Consider the following 19,692-nt stretch of genomic DNA (forward strand, 5'->3'; position numbering starts at 1 on the left):
AAAATAATTTTAAATCCCTTTTTTAATAATTCTAACCAACTTAAAATTACTGTTTTCTCTTGTTGTGTCCTTTCATATGAGATCTATTGCGAGTTCGCTTTTGACTCATTTTCTCCCATTTTTCGTACTGCTCTGCAGATAAAACCGTTTTCATTTTCTTCTTCATCGCAATCTGACGGTCCAAACGCTCATTTTTCATTTTCAAGAGCTCTTCTTTAGACATAGACTGTTCTGCTTTATCCTTAGACATGGCAGCTTTTTTATTCGCTCTGAATTTCGCTTCTTCTAAAAAAATAGCTGAAACTTCTTTTTGTTGTTTATCATTCAAATCAAGTTTTAAAGTCATTTGTTTGGCTTTAAGCTGAGCTGATTCTTCAGGAGAGTACTGCATTTTAGATTCGGCATGTTCTTTTCTCATTTCTTTTTTTTGCTCTTGAGCGGAAACTTGTAACGTCGCAAAAGCCACTAATATCATAACTAATTTTTTCATAATGTTTTCTATTAAGATTATACTGTTTGGACTGATATTTCCCGGAAAGGTTTAACCAGATGCTGGGTTAGAGTTTGGTTAAACGTGTTTTGGAGGCCAGTTATGAGGTTTTATTCATTGTGACCTTGTCTTTGTTTATTAAGCCTTGTAATGGGCTTTAAAAGAATTAATAGTTACATTTAACAGGTAAACAAGAATACATGAAATCAAAATTTATTGATGAATTGCCAGTATTGGTCAAGAATCAGGTTATTTCAGAAGAAACTGCTTCCAGAATTAGAGCCTACTACAATTCACAAGAGTCAGATTCGCCAAATAAGTTATTTACCGTTTTTGGGGTTTTGGGGTCGTTATTGGTCGGCCTGGGGATTATCTTAATATTGGCTCATAACTGGGATGATTTTTCACAAACTCTGAAAACTGTTCTCGCATTTTTGCCTTTAGTTATTGGACAGATATTGGCAGGCTATACTATTTTGAAAAGGAAAGGTACCACTTGGAACGAAGCTACGGGTACATTCCTCTTTTTTGCCGTAGGTTCAAGTATAGCGCTGGTGAGTCAGATTTATAATATTCCTGGAGATTTAAGCGTGTATGTCCTAACATGGATCGTGCTCTGTATGCCATTAATTTATTTGCTAAAATCAAATGCGGTGGTTATGCTCCATATTGTTTTTTCAACGTTTTATGCGTGTAGTATGGGTTATGGATTCAATCCGCCAACTGAAGCGCCATGGTGGTTTATTGTGCTGTTGGCATTTGTGATGCCACATTATATAATGATGTTAAATGATAGACCGGAATCTCATATGGTTTCCATTTTTAATTGGTTGCTGCCCTTGAGTGTGGTCATCACTTTGGGTGCTTTTTTAGAACGTCATGGCGAATTGGGATACTTGATGTATGTCATTCTATTTGGCCTTTTTTATAATATTGGGAAACTTCCCATTTTTGACGCCCAAAAATTAAGACGGAATGGGTATTTGGTGTTAGGCTCTGTCGGTACTGTGGTGATGCTCTTAATAATGAGTTTTAATGGCGTTTGGGATTTTGAATGGACTTCAGAATTGTTTTCGTCGCGTGCATTTTTCATGACGCTGATTCTATTCGGCATGTCGTTGGCAGTGCTGATGTATCTTAATTCGCGTCAATTGCTACAATGGATAAACCCTTTTCACTATGTATTTATCCTATTTACACTCTTATTTTTTAGCGGAATGAGTTTTGGATTGGCAGCAACCATTTTTGTAAATATTTTAGTGCTAATGCTCGGATTAATCACTATAAAAACAGGTGCGGACAAATTCCATTTTGGAATCCTTAATTACGGATTGCTGATCATTACGGCCTTGATTGTGTGTCGCTTTTTTGATACTGATATGAGTTATGTCATCAGAGGGCTTCTTTTTGTAAGTGTCGGAATCGGATTTTTTCTAACGAATTATGTGATGCTGAAACGGAAAAAATCTGCTGTAAAAACTAATGCTTAAAACGATGAAAACGATACCTGTATTTTTAATATTTGTTGCGGTGGTTTTGGCCCAACTATTTGTCCCTGCCAAAATGATTTTCGATCAAGAAAAAGTCATCAGCAAAGGAACTGCTTATAAGTTTAAAACAGCACCTGTAGATCCGTCCGATCCTTTTAAGGGAAAATATATATATTTGAATTATGAACTTAATTCGGCAGCTTCCACTGATTCTACATGGGTTTATGGCGCTCCAATTTACCTTTCTTTGGCAACTGATTCTTTAGGATTTGCGAAGTTGCATCGTATTTCAAAAGACACGCCCAATCATCAAAATTACGTTAAGGCAAAAGTGAATTGGTATAGTGCCCATGAGAAAACGGTAACTTTTTCATTGCCTTTTGATGAGTTTTACATGAATGAAACCAAAGCTTATGATGCGGAAATAGCGCATGTTAAAGCACAGCGGGATTCAGTGGCCAATAATACCTATGCTTTAGTGTATGTTTTAAATGGAAGGGGTGTGCTTGAGAATGTGTTTATCAATAACATTCCCATTGCTGAATATGTTGAAAAGGAGTAAGTCTTCAAATTAAAGAACAGCTCAGAATAGATGAAAATAAAAAATGCTTCAAGAATTTCTTGAAGCATTTTTATATACATAAGATTTAAATACTATTTGCGCAATGGATTTAAAATCGCATCAATACGCTCTAAAGCATCTCTTAAATGGATTTTACTCATCGTATCTCCGGTTCTTGATAAACCAGATCTGATAGCGCTTTCCAACGTTTTCAGTTCTGCTCTTGCAATCGCTCTGATGTCCGATTGATTTACATCAACATTAGTTCTAGAAACAAAACGTCTAAATTGAGAAGGAACTGGCGTTTGGTCTTTAGTCATCAAATAGTTCATACGGTCAATATATCCTCTTTGAAGATTTCTTCTGTATGCATCTATAGCTTTTCCGCTGCTTAATTCGCTAAAAATACCTTTACGTAAATCTTGCATCATGGTTAATAAACCATAAGCATCTCTACCGTTAGTAGTTTCATTTTCAATCATACGTTGCATTCTTCCAAAATCGAGAATGTTATCAAGCGTGTTGATTTGCATGCCTCTGATGCGCTCTAAAGTACCGTCAAATTCAATTTTGTTGAAAATTTCAGTATCTATTAACCACTCAGGAGTATCGAACAATTCTTTTTGAAGGAATTGTAAAGCCTCTTTTTGTTTTTCTTTTACAACTGGCGTGTACACTGCACCTTCTTGATCGTAAGTTTTATAAACTTCATAAACACCACCAATATTTGCAGTTACATGACCCATATAACGGTTGTATTGGCCTAAGACTTGCTCGTACATAGTGCCTAAATCGCTATAATCTTTACCGTCTTCGGCGGTCCATTTGATAAGGTTTGGAATAATGCGTTTTAAGTTAGCAATTCCGTAAGAACTTGCTTTCATAGCATCATCACCTAAATCTTCAGTCTGTGCGCTTGGGTCTATGACACCACCACTTTGTTGTCTTCCAAATCGGTACATAGGATCTCCAGCATGCTTCAGAATCCAGCTGTCTAAAGTTTTCTTTTCGTCTTCTGGAGTTTCAGCATCTAAAATAGGACGGTAGCCCCATTCGATGGCGTACTTGTCATAAATACCAATATTTGGCATTAATGCAACACCTTCATCACCTGGTTGAGCGATGTAATTAAAACGTGCATAATCCATAATAGATGGTGCAGTTCCGTATTTTTTAGTGAATTCAGGATCCCGTAAATCGTCCACTTTATAAGCTGAACTACTTGCCATGTTATGAGGTAAGCCTAACGTATGGCCAACTTCGTGAGAAGACACAAAACGGATTAAACGTCCCATGATGTCATCTTTAAATTTCACAGTTTGTGCGTCCGGATTGATTGCTGCTGTTTGCACAAAGAACCAGTTGCGTAACAAGGTCATTACGTTATGGTACCAGTTGATGTCGCTTTCTAAAATCTCACCACTTCTAGGGTCACTTACATGAGGCCCGTTGGCATTAGGGATTGGCGAAGCCAGGTAACGTACTACAGAATAACGAGCATCTTCAGGGCTCCAGTCTGGATCTTCCTCTACCGTTGGAGGATCTTTTGCTATGATGGCATTTTTAAACCCTGCAGCTTCAAAAGCAACTTGCCAATCTTCGATTCCCTCTTTAATGTGTTTACGCCATTGTTGCGGGGTAGCTCTGTCTATATAGTAAACAATTTGTTTTTTAGGCTCTACCAATTCGCCACGTTTAAATTTCTCAATGTCTTCATCTTTCACTTCCAGACGCCATCTGTCCAAATACGTCACTCTTTTGCTTTCATGAGCATCTAAACCATAATCAATTTGTGCACTTGTAAACCAACCAACACGTTGGTCAAACATTCTGCGTTTCATTGGCACTTCTGGAAGGAGTACCATTGAGTTATTCAATTCTATAGAAATAGCACCACTGGCAGCATTTGATGGAGGTTCACTGGCGTTGTAGGTTTTTACATGGCGAGATTCAATATTTAAAGGATAGCTTCTTACACTTTCAATGTATGATAAATCGCTATCCAAACGGGTTACTTTATATTGTTTTCTTGGACGATCTGGTAAACCAAATGGTTTTACATCCTTACTGAATAAGTCCGTCACATTAATAACTGTAGACAAAGAATCCTTGCCGAAAGCTTTAATAGGGAAGCTGAAAATAACCGGCTCAAAGTTAGAATTCACAACCGCTTCATGTACTGGTAGTGTGTCATTGGCAACGACGCTGTGAGACACCATACGAAGTAGAACTCGTTTGTCCTTTTTTTGCCAACGCAGCACTTGCTCATCTTGTTTGCCACCACCAAAGCCTAATCCACTAGCTGTTTTGGCAATACGCGTTACCATTAACATTTCACGCTCAAATAATGAATCTGGAATTTCGTAAAAGTAGTCTTCATCTACCTTGTGGATGGTAAATAATCCGGGATCGCTTTTGGCATCTTTAGTAATGACTTTGTTGTAAGGTTGGATGTCATTTTTTCCTGGTTTTTTTGCTGCACTTGAGTCAGCTGTAGTTGTTGGTGATGATTTCGACGCTTTTTTGGTAGTTGCACAGGAGGAAACTAAAAAAAAAGAAGCTAAAACCATCACGCTTAAGGTAATTCTTTTCACGATGTTAGGAGTTTTAATTTTTTACGAAGGGAAAATACACATAACCTATGGTAGATAGTCCATTGAGGAATATTTTAGTATTTTTTTAACTATTTTATAAATCAATATTCTAAAATTAAGTTGCTTAAGGAACTATTCTTTATAATAGCCAATAAGCATAGCATGGTCAGATTCAGGATAATTAAATTTTTGAAGTAGGATAGGAGTCATCGGTTTTCTCGCGAAAATTTGATCAAGCTCCAGCAACGGGATTTCGAAGGGCCAAGTGGCGGTAAAACCTTGTCCGTAGTTAGAAAAACTTGTATAGTTTTTTTCAAAAGCTTTAAAATGGACACTTTCTCGAGGTGCATTAAAATCGCCAACAATGATGTCAGTGTTTCTTTGAGAAGCTAACTTTAAAACGGTGCCGATTGCTTTTTTCTTATCCATTGTTGGACTTTGGAAAATATCCGTAACGGCAAATGAAATAGCACCACTAGGCAATTGTGCTTCTATGAAATTAACATGATAGCTGGCGTTTTCCATTAGGTAATTGACTTTGGTTATGCTTCCTTTGACGCCCACCATCATAAACCCACCTAAAATTCGAAATTCATAAGATGGGAAGGTAGTGGATAAAAGTTCTAAGTCATTTTCCGAAGCGTATTGCGTTTCCACCAAACCAATCACATCGGGTTTTATGATTGAGATGCGTTCTACAATCACATTAACAGGAAGTTCATATCCATCTGCAGCATTCCAAAACAACACTGTTGTGGCATCTTCAGGAATATCCGTATGCCTTACAAAATTATAGGAGGAGCTGAACCAATAAGCGGTTAAGCCTAATATGATAACAAGTCCTGCAATAAAATAGGTCCTTGTTTTATAGAATAGAAGGGTGATCACGCATCCCAAGAATATCAAAATAGGTAGCGGAAATGCATAAAAGAAAATCTGTAAAAATTGGAAATGATCCTTGACTATAAAATGCATCATTAACAAAAAAGCATATGCAATTACTGCACATGCTTTTATAATTAATTTAGATGTTTTCATGGTTTTATGCGAGGTCAACAAACAAACCATCGTCTGTTTTGGTCACTTTCGCCAAGTTGTTTTTGGTCAATCCTTTTATGGTGGCATCCCATTTTTTATTGCTCAAACCAGATTGTGCTTTTAAAGTATTTAAATCGATAGGTGCATTAGATTTTAAGATAGCAAATACTGCTTTTTCCTCATCTGTCATGGCCACAGCTTTCTTCTCTGGCTTCATTTGTGGGAAGAACAAAACTTCTTGTATCGACTGATTGTTGGTCAAATACATAATAAGACGGTCCATCCCGATACCCATTCCTGATGTTGGCGGCATCCCGTATTCTAAAGCACGTAGGAAATCGTAATCGATCACTCCTGTTGCTTCATCATCACCTTTTTGAGCCAATTCTTTTTGGTGCTCAAAACGTTCACGTTGGTCAATAGGATCGTTTAGTTCTGAATAGGCATTCGCAATTTCCTTACCACATACCATTAATTCAAAACGTTCCGTCAACTCAGGGTTGTCGCGGTGTTCTTTACACAACGGACTCATTTCTTTAGGGTAATCTGTGATGAAAGTTGGTTGGATGTAATTGCCTTCACATTTTTCGCCAAAAATCTCGTCAATTAATTTCCCTTTACCCATGGTATCGTCTACAGCAATACCCATGTCTTTGGCTGCCTGTCTAATGTCATCTTCCGTTTTCCCTGTAATATCAAAACCAGTAAAATGTTTGATAGAATCGGTCATGGTAACGCGTGCATAAGGGGCTTTAAAATTAATGTTGTGCTCTCCAAAAGTAGCTTCGGTAGTGCCATTAACAGCTACGGCGCAATGCTCCAATAACTGCTCACAGAATTCCATCATCCAATTGTAATCTTTATAAGACACGTAGATTTCCATTGCTGTGAACTCCGGATTGTGCGTACGGTCCATCCCTTCATTTCTGAAGTTTTTTGAAAATTCATAAACCCCGTCAAATCCACCAACGATTAATCGTTTTAGATACAATTCGTTTGCAATTCTCATGTATAACGGAATATCCAAACTGTTATGGTGCGTTATAAAGGGGCGTGCTGCTGCACCTCCTGGGATTGGTTGTAACACAGGGGTTTCAACTTCAAAATAACCTGCATCATTGAAAAACTGACGCATGGCATTGTATAATTTGGTACGTTTAATGAAAACCTCTTTAACTTTTGGGTTCACCACCAAATCAGCGTAACGTTGTCTGTAACGTTGCTCAGGATCTGTAAACGCGTCATAGATAACGCCGTCTTTTTCTTTTGGTAATGGTAATGGTTTTAGAGATTTACTCAAAAGCGTAAAATCTTTAACTTTTACTGTTTTTTCGCCCACTTGAGTGGTGAATAGTTCGCCTTCGACGCCAACAAAATCACCAAAATCCAACAGTTTTTTGAACACTTCGTTGTATTTGGTTTTATCGTCTCCTGTACAGATTTCATCTCTGTTGAAATACGCTTGAATCTTGCCTTCAGAATCCTGTATTTGAGCAAAACTAGCTTTTCCTTGGACTCTCATTGACATCAATCGGCCAGCAATAACAACCTTCTTGCCTTCTTCAAACTTTTCCTTTACGTGTTTGGAAGTATGGTCTACAGGATATAAATCGGCTGGATATGGATTGATACCCAACTCACGTAATTTGTCTAATTTTTCTCTACGGATAAGTTCTTGTTCTGAAAGTTGCATGCTGTAAAATTTTTGAATTGCAAAATTACACTATTTACAAAAATTAACAGCCTACTTTAAGGGATAGATTGGCTTCTAAGAGTAACAATTTGGATAATTTTGCGTCATATTGGTACATCAATCATCAAAATCATTAAAATTATGAGTATTTGGAGAGTGTTGCTTTCTATTTTTTGTCCACCCTTGGCCGTTATTGACCGAGGTTGCGGTTCCATTATTATTGTGTTTTTACTATGGCTCTGCGGATGGGTTCCGGGCGTAATTGCCGCATTGGTAATTTTAAATAATCCGAAACGGTAGTGTTTAGTTTTCAGTTGGCAGTTTTCAGTATTCAGTAGGCAGTTAGCAGTCTTCAATTGACGCTTTTAGTAGAATAAAATTTTGTAAAGCGGCACTCTGTGGTACTTTGGGCTTCTTTGTGTGACTTTGTGAAATAACTAATACCCTTCTTTCACTCAGATTCTGGATTTTTTTTCATCCTAACTTAAACCATCATCCATCCAAAATAGTTTAATTTTGTATCCTATGAATAAAACAATTGACATTCAAGATTTGGGCCACAAGGATTACAAAGAAACTTGGGAATATCAAGAGGAATTGTTCCAATCTATTTTGGCTACTAAAATCAAAAATAGGAGAGAAGAGGCTGCGTTAGAAACGTCTAATTATTTTTTGTTTGTAGAGCATCCCCATGTGTATACCTTGGGGAAAAGTGGCGATTTTTCCAATCTTTTATTAAGTGAAGCGCAACTCACCCAAAAAGGCGCAACCTTCTATAAGATAAACCGTGGTGGCGACATCACGTATCACGGACCAGGGCAAGTTGTAGGGTATCCAATTCTCGATTTGGAGAACTTTTTTACAGACATTCATAAGTATTTGCGACTTCTAGAGGAAATGGTCATTTTAACCTTAGCTGAATATGGTGTTAAATCAGAACGAAGTCCCGGCGAAACTGGAGTTTGGTTAGATGTGGGTACGCCATTTGCTCGCAAAATTTGTGCTATGGGCGTAAGAGCGAGTCGCTGGGTTACGATGCATGGTTTTGCGCTTAACGTCAATGCTGATTTGGGTTATTTTGACAACATCATCCCGTGTGGTATTCGTGGTAAGGCCGTAACGACTTTAAATGTCGAATTGGGCGTTGATAAGGTAGACGAATCAGATATTAAAACAAAACTTCTGAAGCATTTTCTAAACCTGTTTGAAGCTCTCCCAAAACAGAAAAGTTTGATATTATAATATATGGGGCACATTCAAAAAATCATATTATTGGTTGTTATTGTGCCTTTAGCTTTATTTCCAGGAGGAGTGATTTCTTATGTCTTGCTTTTTGAGAATCTTGCATTTGAAACGACCATGTGGATTCCTGTGGGAATGACCATTTTGGGCATTTGCAGTTTGGTTTTCCATTTTAAGACAAGAAACTTTTATAGACTGCTCAAGCAACAAGCAATACTTCCTAAGGTTGAACCTCTATTTTGGGTGCTCAACATTTCTTATGGGGTTGTCTATATAGTAATGTCTTTGTATTTAATCTATTTATTAAATCAATTAGACACGTGGAAAGAATACGCCGTAGTACTCGTTTTTGTAATTCCTTTATTAATAATGGGCATATGGACTTTATTGGAAGCGTACTATCTTAATAGATTAATACACGTGCACAATTTTGCAAATCGTCATTCTGAAATTGATGACATTAAGGGAGATGCTATGTAGCTGATTTGTGGTCATTAGTCTTCAGTAGGCCGTTATTAGTTTTCAGTATGCAAGTCATCAGTCTTCAGTAGGCAGTCATCAGTCTTCAGTCATCAGTCATCAGTCTTCAGTCATCAGTCATCAATCAAAAATCAAAAATCTTCAATCTTCAATCTTCAATCCCCAATCCCTTTCTATCCTTCCTCATTAAAATACACCTTGTAGTAGTGCATTTTTTTTATATCGTCATAGCCGCGTTCTAAATATTCTGCGGAAGCGTCAGGGGCATCCACATCTAGTTTAATTTGGATATTGGTATCGAGTTTGATTTCAGTTTTAATCTTCTGTTTTTGCTTTTTTAAGACACTTTCAGAGACGTCAAATTGGTTGCGAATTACTAAAGCATGATCAGTTTCAAAGCCTTTTTTATAATCGTCAAATAGCTCCTTATAAGTGTCATCTTCAAACACGTCATCTTTGAAGTTTTCAACGTTGATAACTTCATTCTCCTTAAAGAAATCGATGGTTTTGGCTAAAAATGTACTTTTTTCCTGTAACCCATAAGTTGGCTTTAAGACCTCTTCAGAAAAATCCCTACAGAGTTCTATATAGTTTTTGGTGTGCTGATTATGATCGTCTGGATATTTGACATTCAAGAAATGTTTGATCCAATATTGGGTATCGTATGAATTATTGTCAACACTTAAAATGATATTCCCTTCAGTGTCCGAGGTGTTTAAAATTAGACAGCCCTTATCCACTTTTTTAGTTGGAATCCCTTTTTGGGTGATAATGTCATAACTGTTGTTTTCCAAATACGTTTGGAAAAATTCAGCACGTGTTTCAATTTTGAAAATCCCCACGGCATTTACAAATAAATCTTCATACTGAATATCATTGAATAAACATACCAAGACATCTCCCGTTTTAATTTGAGCGGAATTGCTTTGTTCAAACAAGTGGGTCACGATGTGTTTTGAAACTTCTACGAAATTGCTTTCATCAGCAAATAATTGTGCTGCGTAGCTGTTAATTTCGTTAAGGCTGATGTTGGAATGGTGATTGAACCGATAACTCTCAACCAAACTTCCAAAAGGACGGAGCAAATACGGCAACATCAAATCATAACTGATTTCATCAAAGTCAAGCTCTTGTTCAGAAAATGCATTTTTAGTGCTGTTAAATTTATTTCCCACCTTGTGAAGGATAGCCTTTGAAAGCGAGGCTTTAGTACGTTTGATCATGAGGATAATTTTATCTCTTTTGAGGTCTGCAATACTACATAATTTTGACTGAAATCAATTAAAACCCTGGAGAAAAAAAATTGTCTTTAGTCTGAGAGTTAAGTAGGAATTTATCATTTTTTTTAATTCATCTGATAGATAATTATACTATTTCGATCACCTACAGTTACAAATTCCGGACGTTTTTCCTTGTCAATATTATCGAGGTCAATGGCTGAGATGCCATAAACCGGAAAATTGTCGATAGGTTTACCTAAACTGTCAAAAAGATGCACCTTCTTGGCTTGCAAATCCGTTACGGAAACATAAATTTTATCATTAATATAAAATATTTTGGGCGGTGTATACTCTCCAAAATCCAGCTCTACTTTATGACTTTTAATATGAAGTATATTTTCTGAAAGTGTCACTAAGGTTTTACTAGTAGCCGTGATGGCATGTTTCTCTCCCAGATTTAAATTGGCGCTAGATAATTTACCATTACCATCAATTTGAATGAGATCGCCTTTGGCCGTGGTGGTTGTAAAACGGTTATTGTACAAAAAGATGCCACTATCGCTAAAATCGATATTATTTTTCACCTTAACACGTGTTTGGCCAGTCCTATTCAGGATTTCGAGCTCTTTACCTTGTACAAAAACAATATAATCCTTTTTGCCAATTCGTAAATGTTGAGGTTGGGTATTAATGGTATCATCTGCTTTTTTATAAGTAAACCCTGAAACGATTTTACCTTGTTTATTATACATTAGCACTGACTTTCCTTGCGTCACCATCAAACGGTAATCCCGATTATTTTCATAGTCGAAGACAGAAAGTGGTTGTGTAATCTGATCCTTAAATTTTAATGGAAATCCACCAACGTTCTTCCCATTCCTATCTAAAACATAGACTTGGTTTTGTGTGGCGAAGGCTAATTGCAGTCGGCCATTTTTAAATATATCCAGTTGCTCAACACGTCCCAGAATCTTACTGTCCAATTGCTTCTTCCACAGTACCTTCCCATCTTTAGAGATCAGGTATAAATTGTTGTTTACATCTTGCACGACTACCTCCATTTGGCTGTTGGTGTGATTATTTACAAACTGCGGATTTGTAAGGACATCAGCATCTAATGTGACGCTCATATCTTCATATACAGCATTTGATGTTGCTTTCTTTTTGTTTTTCTGAGTAATGCCGTGCACATGCGCAAAATCTGTATCGTAAACAAATTGTAGTGCGGAGGCGTTAAACCCATCCGGATTTATAGGGTTGTCAGCAGTGAAATTGGAATTGAGAATAGATTTTAGATGAGATCCATTCGCATATACAAATAGAGAAGATTCATCACTTAGTTGTGCCATAAGGTCTATAAACACGGCTGATGTTGATAAAGTATTACCGTTTTGATAACTGCTAATGATATCTCTTAAAACATCCAAATTATCAGAGAATACAAAATAGTCGCCAATATTAATATATTTTGAGGCGTCCTTATAAGATATAAAAGGACTAAATACATTTGAAAAAAGTGATGGATGGTCTGAATCATAGATGGTTACATCCCGATAGGTTTCAACAGTGCTTTGTACGCCTAGAAAATTGCTCATGTTTGGAGCGTCAATGCTATTTAAAAAAAGCGCCTGTTGCTCATTTTTGTATAGTATGCCAACTTCCATGATACTCTCAAATATGGCGGTGTCATTAGTAGATGTTCCTCTTCTATACGCCGATAGATTATCATTAAAGATTTTATAATTGTGGAAAGAGAAACTTAAAAAGCCATCAACGTCAGGGGGTGAAATTTTTGGTAAATGATTTTCCTGCGGGATGGTGTTTTTAAATACATTTATTAAACTTTTCAATGAATCTGTAGTGGTTGTGATGCCGTTAAATTTAAGTTGATCTTGGTTCAATTCAGCGTCCAATAACATGTAATTGGACAATTGAAGAGTGTTTAGTTGTTTGTCGAAAAACCATTTAGGCTCAAAAAAATTGGGTTTGGTCTTAAGTATAATGGATAGCGATTTCCCATTGCCGGTGGTTTGGTATAGCCGTTTAAATTCGGGGTCTGAGGTTCTCTTTTCAAAAGCGGTTTCTGTGAGTAATCGGTCATTAGAAGCAAAAAATATGCTGTCTTTTATAACGCTATAAATAGTGGTGTTGTCTATGGTGGTCTTAATCACAGATACTCCTTTAGATGTTAAGGTCTCTACGGAATGATTGGGCACCGAGTCTAAGTTGAACAGATCTTTATGATATTTCGTAATGACGGACACTTGTAGACTATCCGTATTTAATCTGCCAAATGTCAATAGAATGTCTTCTGAGGGCTTCAGATGCTCAAGAAATTGTAATTGAGAATGTAATTTATCAAGTGCTGAAGCACCCGAAAATTGATTAAGCAAACTATTGTTTTTAAATGCACTTATTAAACCTTCAACAGACGATGTCTTGATTATGACAGCGCTTTTTGTGGGTGCCAAATTGATAAGATCGGTATGTTTTGTCGTGTCAGAGGTACAGCTTATTACGAGAATAAATGTAAATAATAACCAAAGTGCTCTCATATAGGGTTTCTTGCAAATATAAAAAGTTAGAGGTCTAATTGAAATTGTTGTGGCAATAATCTAAAGCTTTTCCGATGGTACTTGGTAACGCCATAGGTTTTAATGGCTTCTCGATGCTCTTTGGTAGGATAGCCTTTATTCTGTTTCCAATTATACATTGGAAATTCATCGTGAATTTTGCACATGTATAAATCTCGGCTAGTCTTTGCCAAAATAGAAGCTGCGGCAATATTCATGTGTTTGCGGTCTCCTTTAACAATAGTTTGGTGTGGGATGCTACCAAACGGTTTAAACCTATTACCATCTACACTTATAAAATCTGGTTCTTTGTGCAAATCAGTAATAGCTTTATGCATGGCCAGGATGGACGCATTCAAGATGTTGATGTGGTCAATTTCTTCTGGGAAGATATGGGCAACGGCATAGGCAATTGCTTGTTCTTCAATAATCGGTTTCAGTTGGTCACGTTTTAACTCAGAAAGCAATTTGGAATCATTTAAGAGGCTGTTTTTAAAATTTTGAGGCAAAATAACTGCAGCTGCAGTAACTGGCCCTGCTAAACATCCTCTGCCAGCCTCATCTGTGCCGCATTCAAAAGGTTTTGAAGTATAAGAAAGTTGAAGTTTCAAATTGATCAAGGAATTTTAGCAAAGTTAGAATATTTTTATGTGTAGTGGTGTTTGAAACAAACAAAGGCCTTACCATGATAGACAGATTGTTAAAATTTGTATAAAATTTTGAAATTTTAACACGACATACAAAAAAAGTAGAATTTTAACTAAAAGGAAATTAAAAATTACTTAAAATGGTTAATAAATTTTGTTTTATAAAAATAGATATAATCTAATTTTCCCTTTTATTAGAATCTTAACAATACTCTAAATTGCATTAAAATAATCAACCATTTCATATTGAACTCAATAGCCTCTCACGTCAGTGATGTTGGGGGCTGAGCGTTTTAACACTTCCTTAAGATTTACGCTTGTTTTATATAGTTTTTATTATGATGTTTGCGCGACTAACTCAAATAATTGTTTTATGAAATTAAAGTTAACATGGTTAATGACGCTTTTTATGGCGTTTGTGATGCAAATTTCTCTTGCACAAGAGAAATCTGTCTCAGGTACGGTGACATCTGCTTCGGATGGCTTGCCGCTACCTGGTGTGAATGTAATTGTAAAAGGAACTACACGTGGTGTCCAAACTGATTTTGATGGTAAGTATACTATTAATGTTAGTGTGGGTGAAACCTTAGCGTTCTCTTTTGTAAGTATGAAAAAAGCAGAAGTGCTGGTCGGATCAAGTAACACGATTGACGTTTCTCTTGAAGAAGATATTGCTGCACTTGATGAAGTTATTATTGTTGGGTATGGTACCACAACAAAACAAGCTTATGCAGGTACTGCAAAGACAATTGAAGCTAAAGATATTGAGCTGAAAAACTTCTCAAACGTATCTCAAGCACTTGCTGGAGAGGCTGCTGGGGTAAGTGTTATTAATACTTCAGGTCAACCTGGTACTACTTCTACAATTAGAATTAGAGGTTTTGGATCTGTTAATGGTAACAGAGCGCCTTTATATGTTGTTGATGGTGTGCCTTATTCAGGAAGTTTGAATGCAATCAACCCTGCAGATATTAAAAGTACTACCATTTTAAAAGATGCTACAGCAACGGCAATTTATGGTTCTCGTGGAGCAAATGGTGTTATATTGATTACTACTAAAACAGGATCTTCTAGAGAAACCTATGTGGAGGTAGATGTTAAGACTGGTGTAAATACACAAATTATCCCTAGGTACCAAGTGATCACTTCTCCTGAAGAATCTATTGGGTTAATATGGGAAGCAAAAGTTAATAGAGAGCGCCTTAGAGGTAATCCTGATCCAATTGGAACAGTAAACAATGCTTTATTTACAAACGCAATTGTTGCTCCAGGTTATAACATGTGGAATGTTGCCAATGGTGCAGAACTTATTGATCCTGCAACTGGTCAAGTTAGAGCAGGTGTAACAAGACGTTATACTCCAGAAAGATTTGCTGATTTATCTTTCAATGACGCTTATAGAACTGAGGCTAACTTAAGAATGGGTGGAGGAACTGACAAATCAACCTATTACTTCTCTACAGGTTACCTTGATGATGACGGTTATGCAATAAACACTGGCTACAAGCGATATAATACACGTTTAAACATTAACACTGACATTAAAGAGTGGTTTAACGTGGGTGCAAATATTGGATATACATATTCTGAAAGTCTTAATAACGGTCAAACAGACGGTGCTGAAAACATTTTTGAATTTGCTGATAAAATGAATCCAATTTATCCTGTATTCTTAAGAGATGATAATTATCAATTGGTACCAGATCCTATTTTCGGAGGGTTTCAATATGACTATGGTTCAAACTCTGGTTTTAGAGCAAGACCAAATGCAAACAACTTGAACCCAATTGCATCAGCACTGTATGATTACAATGGAACTAAAAGACATGAAATCAATACAAGTTTTACAGGTAAAATTAAATTCACCTCAGACTTAAGTTTTGAAACATCCTTTGGTGCACAGTATTCTAACAACATCTTCAAATCTATGGGTAACCAATTTTACGGTGTAGCTACTGCTAACTCAGGAGATTTATTTATGAGACAAACAGAATCTCGTACAATAAACTTCTTACAGTTATTGCGCTACAAGAGAGATTTTGGAAACCATACATTTGAAGTATTGGCGGCACATGAAAGTAATGAGTTTAGCCAATCTTTTGGTGAGCAATATAAAGGTAAAGCAATTATACCTGGAGGTTTAGAACTTGATAACTACATCGTTAATGCAAGTCCAGCATCTGGATACTCTCGCGCAAGAACTTTAGAGTCTTATTTTGGTCAAATTAATTATGACTATGACAACAAGTACTACTTAACAGCGTCTTTACGTAGAGATGGTTCTTCACGATTTTACAAAAACAAATGGGATACTTTCGGATCTGTTGGTGCCGCTTGGATAATTAGTAATGAAGATTTTCTTTTCAATAATGATGTGTTGACTTACCTTAAATTGAAAGGATCTTACGGGGTTACTGGAGATGAAAGTGGGGTAGATTACTATACTGGTATCAATACATTTGATGTTACTAACCTTAACGGTGAGTTTGCGATTAACCCTAGTTTATTTGCAAACCCTGACTTAACTTGGGAAACTGCAAAACAATATCAAGCAGGTTTAGAATTTACTATCGGTAATTTCTTAGACGTAGGATTAGACTACTATATCAAAGATACAGATAACCTAATTTTTGACAGAAGAATTTCTCCTTCATCAGGTGTTGCACTTCTAACTGTAAATGATGGTGTCTTAAGAAACAGTGGTTTTGAATTTGATTTAACAGGACATATTATCAAGAAAGAAAATGTGGCATTATCATTAACACTTAACGGTGCAATCTATGATAACGAAATTAGAACGATGCCTCTAGACCCAGAAACTGGAGCGCCTGCAAACTTAAATAATGTTGGTCTTTATGGGTATTCTAAAGGACGTTCTATTTATGATTTCTATATTAGAGAATATGCGGGTGTAGATCCTGCTGATGGATACCCAATGTGGATCCAACATTTTGATGATGTTAATGGTGATGGTGTATTTAATACTGGTGATGTTGCAATTGCAAGTCTTTCTAAATATGTAAAAGAAAACAGCAATGCTAATGTTGCAAGCAGAACTACAAAAACCTACTCTCAGGCAACACAGAAATATATTGATAAGTCTGCAATTCCTGATGTAGCTGGTGCTTTTAGATTAAATGCTAAAATTCATGATTTCAATATTTCAGCACAATTTGCATATTCATTAGGTGGATATGGATATGACGCTCAATATGCTGAGTTAATGCATGACAATAACGGAGGAATCACTGCTCAAAACAGACACATAGATGTGCGTAGCAGATGGCGTCAACCAGGCGACATTACTGATGTGCCTTTAATTGCAGATAGAGTAATTCCTAACGTTAACTCATCATCTTCAAGATTTATTACAAAAACTGATTATTTGGCATTAAACAACTTGTTAGTTGGATATACTTTACCAGCTAGATATTCAGAGAGCATTGGCGTAAGTGGATTAAATATTTATGCTTCTGGTGATAATCTATTTTTTAAAGGTGAGAGAAAAGGATATAACCCTACCACAAGTGAGAGTGGTAACTCAGGAAGAGCATTATATGCGCCATTAACTACATTTACACTTGGAGTTAGGGTGAAAATTTAAAAAAGAAATAGAAAAGATATGAATACAAAAATTTTAAAATTTACCGGAATAGCCTTTTTGACACTGATGTTGTCAGGCTGTGACAAAGATTTTTTGGTAGAAGAACCAACTCAGTTTATCAATGCTGATCAGTTGGCTGGCGCTATCGTAAAAAATCCAGATGTAGGAGCAGGATCCATTACTGGTATCTATGCAACCATGTTTACCACTGGAACAGGTGGAACAACTTCACAACAAGATTATGGACAAAAAGGTTATGATGTCTATATGGATATGTTATGTAGCGATATGGCACTTACAACAAGTACTTATGGATGGTACAGAGCGCGTATTACTGAATTTCAGGGTCCATTAGATTATACCCAATTAGAAAACTACCAACCTTGGCGTTACTACTACAGAGTTATTAACCAAGCTAACTTAGTTATTGAAAGTTTAGGTGGTAATGATGTAGAGCCAGAGGATGCTGAGACTAAATTTATCCTTGGTCAAGCTTTGGCAATGAGAGCGCACTCTTATTTTTACTTAACGCAATTTTTCATCAATGATGTTAATGCGTCTTGGAGTGCACCAACATTACCTATTTACACTGTGCCAGGATTTACTGGCAAAGCAAAATCAACAACTAATGAAGTGTTTACTTTAATGGAAGATGATTTAACTCGAGCGATTGGTTACTTAGAAGGATTTTCAAGACCTTCAAAAACTCAAGTTAACAAGCCTGTTGCTCAAGCAATCTTAGCTTATGTGTTGGCTGCTAGAGGTGATAGATGGACTGATGTTGCAAATTTAACTACTGAAGCAATGGCTGGTAGTGGGGCTTCATTAATGGTTGCTGACAATTCAACTGATGGTATCCTGGGAGGTTTCAACAACGTCAACTCTAAAGGTTGGATTTGGGGTGTAGACCTTAATGATGATATCGGGCTAAGCTTAGTATCATGGTGGGGACAAATTGATGCCTTCTCTTATAGCTATGCAGCTGTTGGAGATAATAAAGGAATGGACATTGATCTTTATAACAGTATGGCGCAAGATGATGTACGTAGAGGTCAGTTCTTAAACAATCCTGCAAGTGCTAGACACTTACAGCCAATTAACAAATTTTATGATGCTGATAGAGTAGTTTTTGGAACTTCTCAAATTGTAAAAGCAGATTATATCTACATGCGTTATGCAGAGCTTTTATTATTAAACATTGAAGCATTGGCAAAATCTGGTCAAGTTGGTCTTGCTCAGGTTGCTTTAGAAGATTTCGTTTCTAAAAGAGCGACTAATTCAGCTTATGTTTTAACATTAACTGGTCAAGCATTGTTAGATGAAATCTATAAACAAACCCGATTAGAATTATGGGGTGAAGGTAAGAGTTACCTCGCTATGAAGCGTAACAAAGCTACCATCAAAAGAGGTGCAAACCACCTTTCGTTTGTTGGAGAGCCAATTCGTTATGATGATGAACGTTTGACCTTTGAAATTCCATTACAGGAAATTCAAGATAACAACATGATAAACGATCAGAATTAATAACCTCTGATAATAGTATTAAAAGGCAACCTGAAAAGGTTGCCTTTTTTTGTGGCCAATTGCATTAAGGATTTAAATTAAATTGCAAGATTGCTATTTAGGCTATAGACGAAAAAATTTTAAACTGTTTTTTCCGATTCTGTTAAGTGAGTTAGTAAGTAGATAGAATACTACTTTGTTCAAGTGGTTTAGGAACTAGGCATAAATAACGGACAATTTATGGTTGCAATTCTTATGGAACCATAACATACCCAAAGTTACCACTCCATCAAAATTTGATTAAATAATAAATTGATTTTAATATTGATTTAAGAGTAGAGCATCCACATGCATTATTCAAAATATTTCATTATCTAAAATAAAATTTTAGTAAAATAAGTATTAAAGCCAGACAAAAAATCTAATAAAACCCTGAATTTCTATAATTCTGCTTTTTTTCTTAACATATTTAAAATTTTTAATAATGCGATTTTATATAGGTATATCGCTGTATCGTTCTTGGAATCAGCCTTTTAAAATTTAGCGCCAGGATTGT

The 19,692-nt window shown here is 36.3% G+C and carries 14 protein-coding genes; 7 read left to right on the plus strand and 7 right to left on the minus strand.

The genetic code is table 11. From position 1 onward, the window contains the following. Positions 1 to 46: 46 nt before the first annotated feature. A complete protein-coding gene (locus BXY82_RS06615) occupies positions 47 to 490 on the minus strand; it encodes a hypothetical protein (RefSeq protein ID WP_133757362.1) in 444 nt (147 codons plus the stop codon). A 200-nt stretch (positions 491 to 690) separates the two neighbouring features. On the opposite strand from BXY82_RS06615, the gene BXY82_RS06620 reads away from it, so the two are divergent. Continuing rightward, positions 691 to 1,980: a DUF2157 domain-containing protein gene (locus tag BXY82_RS06620; protein ID WP_133757363.1), complete on the plus strand. Its 1,290-nt coding sequence runs from the start codon at positions 691 to 693 to the stop codon at positions 1,978 to 1,980. A gap of 4 nt (positions 1,981 to 1,984) precedes the next feature. Further along, positions 1,985 to 2,542: a GDYXXLXY domain-containing protein gene (locus BXY82_RS06625; RefSeq protein WP_166643254.1), complete on the plus strand. Its 558-nt coding sequence runs from the start codon at positions 1,985 to 1,987 to the stop codon at positions 2,540 to 2,542. 92 nt (positions 2,543 to 2,634) lie between these two features. On the opposite strand, the gene BXY82_RS06630 is transcribed toward BXY82_RS06625, so the two are convergent. The 3 genes from BXY82_RS06630 to lysS form a co-directional block, all read right to left on the minus strand. Then, positions 2,635 to 5,112, minus strand: a complete 2,478-nt coding sequence (locus BXY82_RS06630; RefSeq protein WP_133757441.1) for a zinc-dependent metalloprotease — start codon at positions 5,110 to 5,112, stop codon at positions 2,635 to 2,637. A 156-nt stretch (positions 5,113 to 5,268) separates the two neighbouring features. Next, a complete protein-coding gene (locus BXY82_RS06635) occupies positions 5,269 to 6,174 on the minus strand; it encodes an endonuclease/exonuclease/phosphatase family protein (RefSeq protein ID WP_166643255.1) in 906 nt (301 codons plus the stop codon). Between the two features lie 4 nt (positions 6,175 to 6,178). Next, entirely contained in the window at positions 6,179 to 7,867 is a 1,689-nt protein-coding gene (gene lysS, locus BXY82_RS06640) for a lysine--tRNA ligase (protein ID WP_133757366.1), read from the minus strand. Positions 7,868 to 8,008: 141 nt separating this feature from the next. Here lysS and BXY82_RS06645 point away from each other — a divergent pair, with 141 nt between their 5' ends. The 3 genes from BXY82_RS06645 to BXY82_RS06655 all read left to right on the plus strand — a co-directional run bounded on the left by BXY82_RS06645 (position 8,009) and on the right by BXY82_RS06655 (position 9,589). After that, positions 8,009 to 8,167, plus strand: a complete 159-nt coding sequence (locus tag BXY82_RS06645) for a YqaE/Pmp3 family membrane protein (protein WP_133757367.1) — start codon at positions 8,009 to 8,011, stop codon at positions 8,165 to 8,167. 225 nt (positions 8,168 to 8,392) lie between these two features. Continuing rightward, a complete protein-coding gene (gene lipB / locus BXY82_RS06650; protein ID WP_133757368.1) occupies positions 8,393 to 9,109 on the plus strand; it encodes a lipoyl(octanoyl) transferase LipB in 717 nt (238 codons plus the stop codon). Between the two features lie 3 nt (positions 9,110 to 9,112). Continuing rightward, a complete protein-coding gene (locus BXY82_RS06655; protein WP_133757369.1) occupies positions 9,113 to 9,589 on the plus strand; it encodes a hypothetical protein in 477 nt (158 codons plus the stop codon). A 173-nt stretch (positions 9,590 to 9,762) separates the two neighbouring features. Here BXY82_RS06655 and BXY82_RS06660 read toward each other — a convergent pair whose 3' ends face one another. The 3 genes from BXY82_RS06660 to BXY82_RS06670 form a co-directional block, all read right to left on the minus strand. Then, a complete protein-coding gene (locus BXY82_RS06660; RefSeq protein WP_133757370.1) occupies positions 9,763 to 10,812 on the minus strand; it encodes a nucleoid-associated protein in 1,050 nt (349 codons plus the stop codon). 122 nt (positions 10,813 to 10,934) lie between these two features. Next, on the minus strand, positions 10,935 to 13,364 hold the full coding sequence (locus BXY82_RS06665; RefSeq protein WP_133757371.1) for a DUF3352 domain-containing protein: 2,430 nt from the start codon (positions 13,362 to 13,364) through the stop codon (positions 10,935 to 10,937). Positions 13,365 to 13,390: 26 nt separating this feature from the next. After that, positions 13,391 to 13,993, minus strand: coding sequence for a ribonuclease HII (locus BXY82_RS06670; RefSeq protein WP_133757372.1), 603 nt, complete (start codon positions 13,991 to 13,993; stop codon positions 13,391 to 13,393). A 409-nt stretch (positions 13,994 to 14,402) separates the two neighbouring features. Here BXY82_RS06670 and BXY82_RS06675 point away from each other — a divergent pair, with 409 nt between their 5' ends. Together BXY82_RS06675 and BXY82_RS06680 are read left to right on the plus strand one after the other, a co-directional pair. Further along, the gene (locus BXY82_RS06675) at positions 14,403 to 17,633 is read left to right on the plus strand and encodes a SusC/RagA family TonB-linked outer membrane protein (RefSeq protein WP_133757373.1); all 3,231 of its coding nucleotides are present in this window, start codon (positions 14,403 to 14,405) and stop codon (positions 17,631 to 17,633) included. Positions 17,634 to 17,651: 18 nt separating this feature from the next. Continuing rightward, the gene (locus BXY82_RS06680) at positions 17,652 to 19,157 is read left to right on the plus strand and encodes a RagB/SusD family nutrient uptake outer membrane protein (protein ID WP_133757374.1); all 1,506 of its coding nucleotides are present in this window, start codon (positions 17,652 to 17,654) and stop codon (positions 19,155 to 19,157) included. Positions 19,158 to 19,692 lie beyond the last annotated feature (535 nt).

The organism is Gelidibacter sediminis, from assembly GCF_004364975.1.
Lineage (GTDB): Bacteria > Bacteroidota > Bacteroidia > Flavobacteriales > Flavobacteriaceae > Gelidibacter > Gelidibacter sediminis.

Bases quoted from the DNA above. Each gene is read 5' to 3' on its own strand.
- BXY82_RS06615 (WP_133757362.1), bottom strand. From the start codon at position 490: ATGAAAAAATTAGTTATGATATTAGTGGCTTTTGCGACGTTACAAGTT.
- BXY82_RS06620 (WP_133757363.1), top strand. From the start codon at position 691: ATGAAATCAAAATTTATTGATGAATTGCCAGTATTGGTCAAGAATCAG.
- BXY82_RS06625 (WP_166643254.1), top strand. From the start codon at position 1,985: ATGAAAACGATACCTGTATTTTTAATATTTGTTGCGGTGGTTTTGGCC.
- BXY82_RS06630 (WP_133757441.1), bottom strand. From the start codon at position 5,112: ATGGTTTTAGCTTCTTTTTTTTTAGTTTCCTCCTGTGCAACTACCAAA.
- BXY82_RS06635 (WP_166643255.1), bottom strand. From the start codon at position 6,174: ATGAAAACATCTAAATTAATTATAAAAGCATGTGCAGTAATTGCATAT.
- lysS (WP_133757366.1), bottom strand. From the start codon at position 7,867: ATGCAACTTTCAGAACAAGAACTTATCCGTAGAGAAAAATTAGACAAA.
- BXY82_RS06645 (WP_133757367.1), top strand. From the start codon at position 8,009: ATGAGTATTTGGAGAGTGTTGCTTTCTATTTTTTGTCCACCCTTGGCC.
- lipB (WP_133757368.1), top strand. From the start codon at position 8,393: ATGAATAAAACAATTGACATTCAAGATTTGGGCCACAAGGATTACAAA.
- BXY82_RS06655 (WP_133757369.1), top strand. From the start codon at position 9,113: ATGGGGCACATTCAAAAAATCATATTATTGGTTGTTATTGTGCCTTTA.
- BXY82_RS06660 (WP_133757370.1), bottom strand. From the start codon at position 10,812: ATGATCAAACGTACTAAAGCCTCGCTTTCAAAGGCTATCCTTCACAAG.
- BXY82_RS06665 (WP_133757371.1), bottom strand. From the start codon at position 13,364: ATGAGAGCACTTTGGTTATTATTTACATTTATTCTCGTAATAAGCTGT.
- BXY82_RS06675 (WP_133757373.1), top strand. From the start codon at position 14,403: ATGAAATTAAAGTTAACATGGTTAATGACGCTTTTTATGGCGTTTGTG.
- BXY82_RS06680 (WP_133757374.1), top strand. From the start codon at position 17,652: ATGAATACAAAAATTTTAAAATTTACCGGAATAGCCTTTTTGACACTG.